The 8,985-nt window shown below is 30.4% G+C and carries 11 protein-coding genes and 1 rRNA gene; all 12 read right to left on the reverse strand.

What is annotated here, in order from left to right:
* Positions 1-54 precede the first annotated feature (54 nt).
* A complete protein-coding gene (locus AC5EAH_RS07000; RefSeq protein ID WP_493494061.1) occupies positions 55-1,494 on the reverse strand; it encodes a catalase in 1,440 nt (479 codons plus the stop codon).
* 20 nt (positions 1,495-1,514) lie between these two features.
* Positions 1,515-2,495 carry a YeiH family protein gene (locus AC5EAH_RS07005; RefSeq protein WP_493494062.1) on the reverse strand — a complete coding sequence of 327 codons (981 nt, stop codon included), beginning with the start codon at positions 2,493-2,495 and terminating at the stop codon, positions 1,515-1,517.
* 120 nt (positions 2,496-2,615) lie between these two features.
* Positions 2,616-2,810 (reverse strand): DUF951 domain-containing protein, encoded by a 195-nt coding sequence (locus AC5EAH_RS07010; protein WP_493494063.1) that lies wholly within the window; start codon positions 2,808-2,810, stop codon positions 2,616-2,618.
* A gap of 15 nt (positions 2,811-2,825) precedes the next feature.
* Positions 2,826-3,728, reverse strand: a complete 903-nt coding sequence (locus AC5EAH_RS07015; protein WP_493494064.1) for a mechanosensitive ion channel family protein — start codon at positions 3,726-3,728, stop codon at positions 2,826-2,828.
* Between the two features lie 8 nt (positions 3,729-3,736).
* The gene (locus AC5EAH_RS07020; RefSeq protein WP_493494065.1) at positions 3,737-4,591 is read right to left on the reverse strand and encodes a ParB/RepB/Spo0J family partition protein; all 855 of its coding nucleotides are present in this window, start codon (positions 4,589-4,591) and stop codon (positions 3,737-3,739) included.
* On the reverse strand, positions 4,584-5,345 hold the full coding sequence (locus AC5EAH_RS07025) for a ParA family protein (RefSeq protein WP_493494066.1): 762 nt from the start codon (positions 5,343-5,345) through the stop codon (positions 4,584-4,586). Before AC5EAH_RS07025 ends, AC5EAH_RS07020 begins: the two co-directional genes overlap by 8 nt.
* A 10-nt stretch (positions 5,346-5,355) precedes the next feature.
* Complete coding sequence (locus tag AC5EAH_RS07030; protein WP_493494067.1) at positions 5,356-6,186, reverse strand: ParB/RepB/Spo0J family partition protein; 831 nt, start codon at positions 6,184-6,186, stop codon at positions 5,356-5,358.
* Between the two features lie 363 nt (positions 6,187-6,549).
* Positions 6,550-7,410: a 16S rRNA (cytidine(1402)-2'-O)-methyltransferase gene (gene rsmI / locus AC5EAH_RS07035; protein ID WP_493494068.1), complete on the reverse strand. Its 861-nt coding sequence runs from the start codon at positions 7,408-7,410 to the stop codon at positions 6,550-6,552.
* Positions 7,407-7,691 carry a GIY-YIG nuclease family protein gene (locus AC5EAH_RS07040; RefSeq protein ID WP_493494069.1) on the reverse strand — a complete coding sequence of 95 codons (285 nt, stop codon included), beginning with the start codon at positions 7,689-7,691 and terminating at the stop codon, positions 7,407-7,409. Before AC5EAH_RS07040 ends, rsmI begins: the two co-directional genes overlap by 4 nt.
* A complete protein-coding gene (locus tag AC5EAH_RS07045) occupies positions 7,684-8,424 on the reverse strand; it encodes a tRNA1(Val) (adenine(37)-N6)-methyltransferase (RefSeq protein ID WP_493494070.1) in 741 nt (246 codons plus the stop codon). The genes AC5EAH_RS07040 and AC5EAH_RS07045 overlap by 8 nt, the downstream gene beginning before the upstream one ends.
* A 1-nt stretch (position 8,425) precedes the next feature.
* On the reverse strand, positions 8,426-8,737 hold the full coding sequence (locus tag AC5EAH_RS07050) for an initiation control protein YabA (RefSeq protein WP_493494071.1): 312 nt from the start codon (positions 8,735-8,737) through the stop codon (positions 8,426-8,428).
* A gap of 107 nt (positions 8,738-8,844) precedes the next feature.
* A 5S ribosomal RNA gene (rrf, locus tag AC5EAH_RS07055) occupies positions 8,845-8,959 on the reverse strand.
* Positions 8,960-8,985 lie beyond the last annotated feature (26 nt).

The raw sequence follows: 8,985 nt of genomic DNA on the forward strand, positions 1-8,985 counted from the left end.
TGTCCACCATAAGGGGAGCATATCAGAAATAATTTTCTCTAACTCTTCTTTATATTATGCTAAGTTTAATCCTTTAGCAATACGCTCTCCATATTCTGGATCTGCTTTACGGAAGTGTTCGATTTGACGTAATTTAATTTCGTCACTTTCTACTGGTGTCATAGCACCAACAATGTTATTAACTAAGCGTGTACGCTCTTCTTCTGATAATAAACGATATAAGTCTCCTGCTTGTGTGTAATGATCATCGTGATCATACGCTACAGCATTTGCTTCACCTGTTACTTCAAATGGTGCAATACGTGCTTCTGCTGACTCAGTTGCACCACCTAATGAATTTGGTTCATAGTAAGCTGGATTTGCTGGCTGATTATCATAAGTCATAACGCCATCACGTTGATTATTTTGTACTGTTGTTTTTGGTGCATTAATTGGTAATTGATTATGATTACCACCTACACGATAACGATGTGCATCACCGTAAGCAAATAAACGACCTTGTAACATTTTATCTGGAGAAGCTTCAATACCTGGTACGAAAGAACCTGGTGAGAATGTTGCTTGCTCTACTTCAGCAAAATAATTTTCAGGGTTTTTATTTAAAGTCATACGACCTACTTCGATTAATGGATAATCTTTATGAGACCAAACTTTTGTTACATCAAATGGATCAAAACGATATGTATTAGCATCTTCAAATGGCATAACTTGTACTTTTAACGTCCAAGACGGGTGCTCACCTTTTTCAATCGCATTAAATAAATCTTCAGTGTGATAATCTGGGTTTTCACCAGCTAATTTTGTTGCTAAATCAACATCTAGGTTTTTAACACCTTGGTCTGTTTTGAAGTGATATTTAACCCAGAAAGCTTCACCTTCTGCATTAACCCATTTGAATGTATGAGAACCATAACCATTCATGTGACGTAAAGTTGCTGGAATACCACGGTCAGACATTAAAATCGTTACTTGGTGTAATGATTCTGGAGATAATGACCAGAAATCCCATACCGCATTAGGATTTTTTAAATGTGTTTTTGGATCACGTTTTTGTGTATGAATAAAATCAGGGAATTTAATTGCATCACGAATAAAGAATACTGGTGTGTTGTTACCTACTAAATCGTAGTTACCTTCTTCAGTATAAAATTTAACTGCAAAACCACGTGGGTCACGTACAGTATCTGCTGAACCATTTTCACCAGCTACTGTTGAAAAACGTACAAATACAGGTGTTTCTTTACCAGCTTCTGATAAAAATGCTGCACGTGTATATTTTGATAATTCGTTGTTAGTGACAACAAATGTTCCATGAGCACCTGTTCCTTTAGCATGTACAACACGCTCTGGTACACGTTCACGGTTAAAGTGTGCTAATTTTTCTAATAAATGAACATCTTGAATTAAAACTGGGCCTCTTTGACCAGCTGTTAATGAATTTTGATTGTCACCTACTGGTGAACCCCAACTTGTTGTTAAACGATTGTTTGACATTTTCTTACCTCCTAGTAATATTACATAAATAATTTAATAATCAATAAACATGCACCTAGTAATATTGTAGAACCGATTGTAGCAATACCAAATACTTTTAAACCATGGTTTAAAATATATTTAACATTTGCTGACATCCCTAAGGCTGCCATAGCCATACCTAATAAAATTGTACCAAAGTCTGCTAATTGTACAGCATACTCACCTAATAATGTGTATGTTCCTAACAAACTTGTTGCTAAAAATCCAAATAAAAACCATGGAATTGATACACCAGCGTCATCACTCGTATTTTTAACATAAAACATTTTTACTAAAATTGCTACTGGAACTAATAATAATACTCTTGATAATTTTGTAATAATAGCAATATCTAATCCACTATCTCCTACACTACTACCTGCTGCAACAGTATGCGCAATTTCATGTAAAGAAGCACCTGCTAAAATACCAAATTGTGCATCTGTAAAACCTAAATAAGGCTTTATAACGACTTCTAGAATTGTAAAAATTGTACCTAATACTGCAACAATTGATACAGCTAAAACACTTTGTTCTGATTTAGCTTTGATCTGAGGTGTAATTGCCATAACAGCTGCTGCACCACAAACTGCACAACCAATTGCAACTAATAAAGATAAATTCTTCTCAATTTTAAAAGCTCGAGCTATAGTATAAATGACTGCCGTCGTAAATGCAACTACAAAGATTGCTAGTAAGATTGATTGCTTACCTGTTGCAATCAATGTGTCTACATTTAACTTGAAACCAAATAAAATAATACCCGCTCTTAAAAATTTACTACTAATGAACGACGTGCCTTGTTTAGAAACAGTAATTGCTTTTGGATATAATTGGTAAATCACACCAATTAATAAAGACAAAATCATCCCACCCAAAACACTTAAATAAGGTAGATGAGATAAATATCTTCCGACCAAAGAAGCAAATAAAGTTAATATCAACGCAATAAAAAAACTATTAAAACGACTTTTTTTCATTTTCTTTCTTTCCTTCTATAAAATTTTCGAAAGATATTACTCTTTCTATTTTGATACTAGTAAATAATACACAGTAATCCCACTGATGTCAACGGGAACAACTTAATTAAACAGGTAATTTTATTGCATAGTACGCAACACTTTTTTTAATTTTTTATTAAATTCATTACGTGATAACATAATAATATTGTCACAACCTGTACATCTAATTTTAATGTCTGCACCTAGGCGAATAATTTTCCAACAATTTGTACCACACGGATGTTGTTTTTTCATCTCTACAATATCATTTAAGTTATATGTTTTATGATTCATTTTATCCTCCTATTTTTAAAAATTATTAGATAAATTTACTAATTTGATTTGGTGTTTTTGTGTAAACAACATCAAATCTTCATTTAACATACGTAACAAAAGATTGTTTTTCATCGGTTCGGATTCACCAATAATACGTAGTGTTATATTATTTTGTCCAATAGATTCTATCCCTAATAATTTTGGATTTAAAGATTGCTTACTTTTACTATAAAGTACAGCTTGATAATCTTTAGTGCTTTGTAATTTTAATAAATAACCTTTTAACAATTGTCTTATTTGTTGAATATCTTGATGACTACTTATCGTCATATCAATAGTCACAGTACTAAAATTCATCGATTTATTTAAAACTTGAATAATTTGACTATTAGGTACAAACCACTCTTCTCCTGTTGATGATTTTAATTTTGTAGCACGTAAACCTAATACATCTACAGTCCCTTCAGCAATAATATTACTGCCATTATAAATTTGAATGTAATCCCCTACACTAAATTGATCTTCTAATGCAATAAAAAATCCTGTAATAATATCTTTCACTAAAGTTTGTGCACCAAATCCAATTGCCACACTGACTAAACCAGCACCAGCAATCAATCCTGTTAGATTAATTCCTAAATTAGAAAGAATAGAAACTAAGGTTAAGAAATAAATTGTATATTTTGCGATACTAATCAACAATTTTTCAATCGTTTTATTTTTTTTCATCGTACGTTCATGACGATCTAAAATCGTCGCTTTATATCTTAAATTAAAAATACGCTGAATAATGAATTTAATAAGCCGAATACTAATCATCGCAATAAACATAATAACAATGATGCTTAATAATTTTTTAGTCATGACTAGCCATAATTGACTATTATGTAATAAAGTATATATATTTTGTTTAACTTCATTAATTATATGTGTCATTTAATCACCTACTTTTTTAATAAATCTAAAATACGATTTAAATCTTCATCATTTAAAAAAGTAATTTCTATCTTTCCTTTTTTTTGCCCTTGATGAATCGCTACAGAAGTCCCTAAACGTTGTCTTAATTTTTTTTCTTGTTCCACAATAAAAATTGATTTATTAGCTGGCTTTGGTTGTACTTCTTCAGGTGTTAATAATTGTTTTACATATACTTCTAAGGCACGTACACTCATATGTTCGTCTATCACTTTATATGCAACCTTTATCATTAATTGATGCGCTTTTAAACTTAATAATGTTCTAGCATGTCCATAAGTCAATAAACCTTCATTAACTAATTTTTTTATTTCAGAAGGTAGGGCTAGTAAACGTAGCATATTAGCCACATATGAACGACTTTTTCCAAGTCTTTTTGCTATATCTTCTTGTGTAAAACTTAATTTATCCATTAATACTTGATAGCTATTTGCTTCTTCTAATGGATTTAAGTTTTCTCTTTGTAAGTTTTCTATAATGGCTAATTCCATTAATTGTGTGTCTGTAAATGATCTTACTATTACTGGTACTTCTGTTAAACCAGCTAACTGTGCGGCTCTAAATCGACGTTCACCAGCCACAATATCATAACTTTTAAGTCCTTCTCTCGCAACAATCGGTTGTAAAATACCATGTACAGCTATTGATTGTGCTAATTCTTCTAACGCTTCTTCATCAAAGTGTTGACGTGGTTGATATGGATTAGCCTTTAAATCTTTAATAGCAATTTGTTTGATTTCTTCTCCAGGTTGTAAATTAACTTGATGATTTTGAAAGATTGCACCTAAACCTTTACCTAAACCACCATTATTTTTTTTAACCATTTGCCAACACCTCCTTAGCTAAGGATAAATATTGTTCTGCACCTCGAGAAGATGCTGAATAGTTTAAAATCGCTTGTCCAAAACTTGGCGCTTCGCTCAATCTCACACTACGATCAATCACAGTTTGATAAACTTTATCTTCAAAATATTGACGTACTTCTTGTCCTACTTGTGCACTTAAATTAGTACGCTGATCTGCCATAGTTAATAAGACACCTTCAATAACCAAGTTTTCATTTAAATGTTGCTGTACAATACTAATTGTATTTAATAATTGCCCTAACCCTTCTAGTGCGTAATATTCACTTTGTACAGGTATAAGTACACTTTGTGCAGCAGTCAGTGCATTAATTGTAATTAAGCCTAATGATGGAGGACAATCAATAATAATATAGTCATAATTGTCTATAATTTCATCTATTGCACGTTTTAATCTTAATTCACGTGAAATAGCTGTCACTAATTCTATCTCTGCACCAGCTAAGGCGATATTTGCAGGTACTAAATCTAAATTTTGTTGTGTAGTTTTTTGTATCGTTTCACTTATACGCTGATTATTTATTAATACATCATAAATAGATAATTCAACTTCATTTTTATTAATACCTAATCCACTCGTTGCATTACCTTGTGGATCTACATCTACTAATAAAACTTGATAATCTAAATGTGCTAAACTGGCTGCTAAATTAATTGCTGTGGTTGTTTTACCTACACCACCTTTTTGATTCGCAATCGCAATAATTTTCGACATACGTTTCTCCTTATTTATTATATCTTGGTATTTTTATTGTTAATTCGATGAAATCTATTCCTTCTGCTTCTAACACATCAATATCTGTTTCATATTGTTGTGCTAATTGTTGTACTTGTTGTTGTAATTGATGAATCACTTTATGTACATTATATTTTTTTACTTGTTGTGGCGCATCTTGTTCAATAAGATATTGTTTTATTCTTTGTTCTGTTTGTAAGACATTTAATTGTTGACTCATAATTTTTTTCAACAAATATTTTTGTCCTAATTCATCTAATGCTAATAATGCACGCCCATGTCTTTCAGTAATTTTTTGATTAATGATGGCTTGTTGTACTTCAGGTGTTAATTTTAATAGTCTAATTTTATTAGCAATAGATGATTGAGTTTTACCTATTGATTGTGCTAATTCTTGTTGTGTAATTTCACGTAATGACAGTAATTGTTTAAATGCTTGTGCTTCTTCAATTGCACTTAATTCTTCTCTTTGAATATTTTCTATTAAAGCTAATGTTGCTACTTGATTATCAGTCATATTATTAATAATTGCTGGTATGCTACCCCAACCTAACGACTTGATTGCACGATATCTTCTCTCACCTGCAATAATTTCATATAAATTAGGTGAAATTTCTCTGACTATAATTGGTTGTAATAAATCATTTTCTTTAATGGATCTTGCTAATTCTTTAATCGTTTGTTCATTAAAATGATTTCTAGGTTGAAATCTATTAGGTACAATATCATTCAGTGTAATATGTGTAATTATATGTTGCTCATTGGTTACACCTTGTTGACTTAATTCAAATAATTTTGAAAAAGGTTTTTTTCTTCCCATCATTTCACCTCCAAGTAATACTGATTAATTTTAACATGATTTTTTTAATAAACAAAGGTTTTCAAAAATAAAAATCCTTATCACATTGATTTAATGTAATAAGGATAATTACGGAAGATACTGTTAGTCAGCACATAATATCAATCATCTCTACCCTAATTAATATAAATACTGAAAAACTATTTTATTATCTATACTATAAAGTGTAGGAAAGTTTTAAGTAATAAATTAGTTATATACAAATAAAAATAATTTCACTTCAAGTTTAATCAACAATAAAATATTCCGCACAGGTATTGTATGACTATTTGTAATCAAAATCAAACAATTAGAATTAATATAGAAAAACTCTACTGATTTTAACTAATCTATAGTTTTATTTAATAAATGATAATGTTGATACACTTCTCTTTTAGGCATTTTTCTATCCATAGCAGTTTGTTTAATCGCTTTATTTGGTGTCATACCATCATTTACATAATGTTCAACATGTGATTCAATCGATAAATTAGTCCACCAAACTTCTATATTTTCTATGATTTCTTTAGCTGCGTCAATAATTACTACAAATTCACCTTTAATAGGTATCTCACCATTATTCAATGCTTCAACAATTTGATGAATTGGTTGTGTGACAATTTGCTCAAAACGTTTAGTTAACTCTCTTGCGACTGTCACTTGTCTAGTACGATCAATTTTATAAATCATTTCTATCGTTTTTACAATTCGATGTGGTGATTCGTAGATAATTTGTGTAACTTCTTTATTCATGATTTTTTCTAAAGCACTTTGTAAATCTTTTTTTTGCCTAGGTAAAAAACCATTGAATGTAAATTGATAAGCTGATAAACCACTCGCAATTAAAGCTGTTAATGCAGCATTTGCACCAGGTAATGGTATTACTGGAATATCATCTTCATAACAAGCAACAACTAATTCATAACCAGGATCTGAAATACACGGCATTCCTGCATCACTAACTAAACCGATTGTCTCACCTGATTTTAATTTATCTATTAATTGTTGTGTTGCATAATTTTTATTATGTTCATGATAACTTACTAAAGGTACTTTAATATCAAAATGTGTTAATAATTTTTTCGTATTACGTGTATCTTCACAAGCTAATAAAGTAACTTCTTCTTTTAATATACGTAAAGCACGATAAGTAATATCTTCTAAATTACCTATCGGTGTTGAAATTAAATATAAACTTCCTGTCATTGTTTATCCTCTATTCGTTCACTAATTAAACTGTATGCACCTGCTAAGTAACATTCTTTTTGCTTTCTTGATAATTTTTTAAAATAATATTCATATTGCATTGCACGCCTTTTTTCATCAAATTGTTGATGATGAATCAACATAACTGGCCTTCTAGCTCGTGTATACTTTGCACCTTTTCCATTATTATGACAACTAATTCTTTTTTCTAAATTATTCGTATAGCCGGCATAAAAAGAATTATCGCAACACTTTAGCACATAAAAATAGTGTTTACCCATAATATATTTTCTTCATTTCTTCAGTATATTCATTATCTTTCTTATATATATAAAATGGTTGTTCAATTTGACAACTACCTAAAAAACCATCATAAATGGCTTCAATTAAAACCGTTGTTGCTTGATCATCATTTAGATGACTATAAACAAATTGTATACGTTTAGGTGCTAATTTATATTTTGCCATCGTTACAATAATATCTGACAAACGATACGCACGGTGGACCATATTCAACTTACCACCTTGTTTTAATAATTGACTACTTACTTTGATACAATCTTCTAGTGTACATAACAATTCGTGTCTAGCAATCGCATGTGATGTTTTTAATTTTTTCTTAGGCATTTGTTCTGTTGTAAAATAAGGTGGATTACACGTGACACAATCATAATAACTTTGATTTAGATAAGGTACGCATTCTTTAATATCCAAATGATGATATTCAATTTGTTGCTCTAAATGGTTATATGCTATAGAACGTCTTCCCATATCTACTAAAGCTTCTTGAATTTCAATCGCTTGAATCTTACCATTTATTTTATGAGATAATAATAATGGAATCACACCATTACCTGCACATAAATCAACACATCTCGTCTTACTATTTTTAGATATTTTACAAAAATTAGCTAATAACAATGCATCAGTTGACATCGCAAAAAAATCATCATTTTGAATAATTTTCAAATTCTCTTTAATTAAATAATCAAAACGTTCATTGTCTTTTAACATATTAACCTTTATTTCTTTCTATAACTTGATCACAAAATAAACAACCTTTTGTATCATCTAATGGTTTTGAAAATGATTCAGTACATATGTGATAACCTCTTTCATACATTTCTAACAATGCATTTGAGGCACGATTAGGTTTGGCAACTTTTGTTGCCGAAGCCACAACTTCTTGTAACTGTTGATTTTCATAAATTAATCTTTGATTATATTGTTCTAATTCTGAAATATCATTGGTTAATTTTTCAATTTCATCTAATAACATTTTTGTTGTTATTTTAATATGATTTAATTTTTCTTCTAATTGACTCATAACAACCTCCACTTATATTTATTATAGTATATACATCCTTTAATCATGAAAGCAAGTAACATGTCCATTAAAACAAAAAAAGAGATGACAAAGTCATCTCAAAAGTTGCCCGGCAACGATCTACTCTCGCAGGACGTCAGTCCAACTACCATCGACGTAAGAGAGCTTAACTACTGTGTTCGGCATGGGAACAGGTGTGGCCTCTCCACTATCATCACCAGACAGTGAGCATACACTCAAAACTGAAT

This window comes from Staphylococcus sp. B1(2026), assembly GCF_058895785.1.

What these genes read in the sequence shown, in the direction of transcription:
- rsmI (WP_493494068.1), bottom strand. Translation starts at nt 7,410, where the DNA reads ATGACAGGAAGTTTATATTTAATTTCAACACCGATAGGTAATTTAGAA.
- AC5EAH_RS07045 (WP_493494070.1), bottom strand. Translation starts at nt 8,424, where the DNA reads ATGTTAAAAGACAATGAACGTTTTGATTATTTAATTAAAGAGAATTTG.
- AC5EAH_RS07050 (WP_493494071.1), bottom strand. Translation starts at nt 8,737, where the DNA reads ATGAGTCAATTAGAAGAAAAATTAAATCATATTAAAATAACAACAAAA.
- AC5EAH_RS07000 (WP_493494061.1), bottom strand. Translation starts at nt 1,494, where the DNA reads ATGTCAAACAATCGTTTAACAACAAGTTGGGGTTCACCAGTAGGTGAC.
- AC5EAH_RS07040 (WP_493494069.1), bottom strand. Translation starts at nt 7,691, where the DNA reads ATGGGTAAACACTATTTTTATGTGCTAAAGTGTTGCGATAATTCTTTT.
- AC5EAH_RS07015 (WP_493494064.1), bottom strand. Translation starts at nt 3,728, where the DNA reads ATGACACATATAATTAATGAAGTTAAACAAAATATATATACTTTATTA.
- AC5EAH_RS07010 (WP_493494063.1), bottom strand. Translation starts at nt 2,810, where the DNA reads ATGAATCATAAAACATATAACTTAAATGATATTGTAGAGATGAAAAAA.
- AC5EAH_RS07030 (WP_493494067.1), bottom strand. Translation starts at nt 6,186, where the DNA reads ATGGGAAGAAAAAAACCTTTTTCAAAATTATTTGAATTAAGTCAACAA.
- AC5EAH_RS07005 (WP_493494062.1), bottom strand. Translation starts at nt 2,495, where the DNA reads ATGAAAAAAAGTCGTTTTAATAGTTTTTTTATTGCGTTGATATTAACT.
- AC5EAH_RS07020 (WP_493494065.1), bottom strand. Translation starts at nt 4,591, where the DNA reads ATGGTTAAAAAAAATAATGGTGGTTTAGGTAAAGGTTTAGGTGCAATC.
- AC5EAH_RS07025 (WP_493494066.1), bottom strand. Translation starts at nt 5,345, where the DNA reads ATGTCGAAAATTATTGCGATTGCGAATCAAAAAGGTGGTGTAGGTAAA.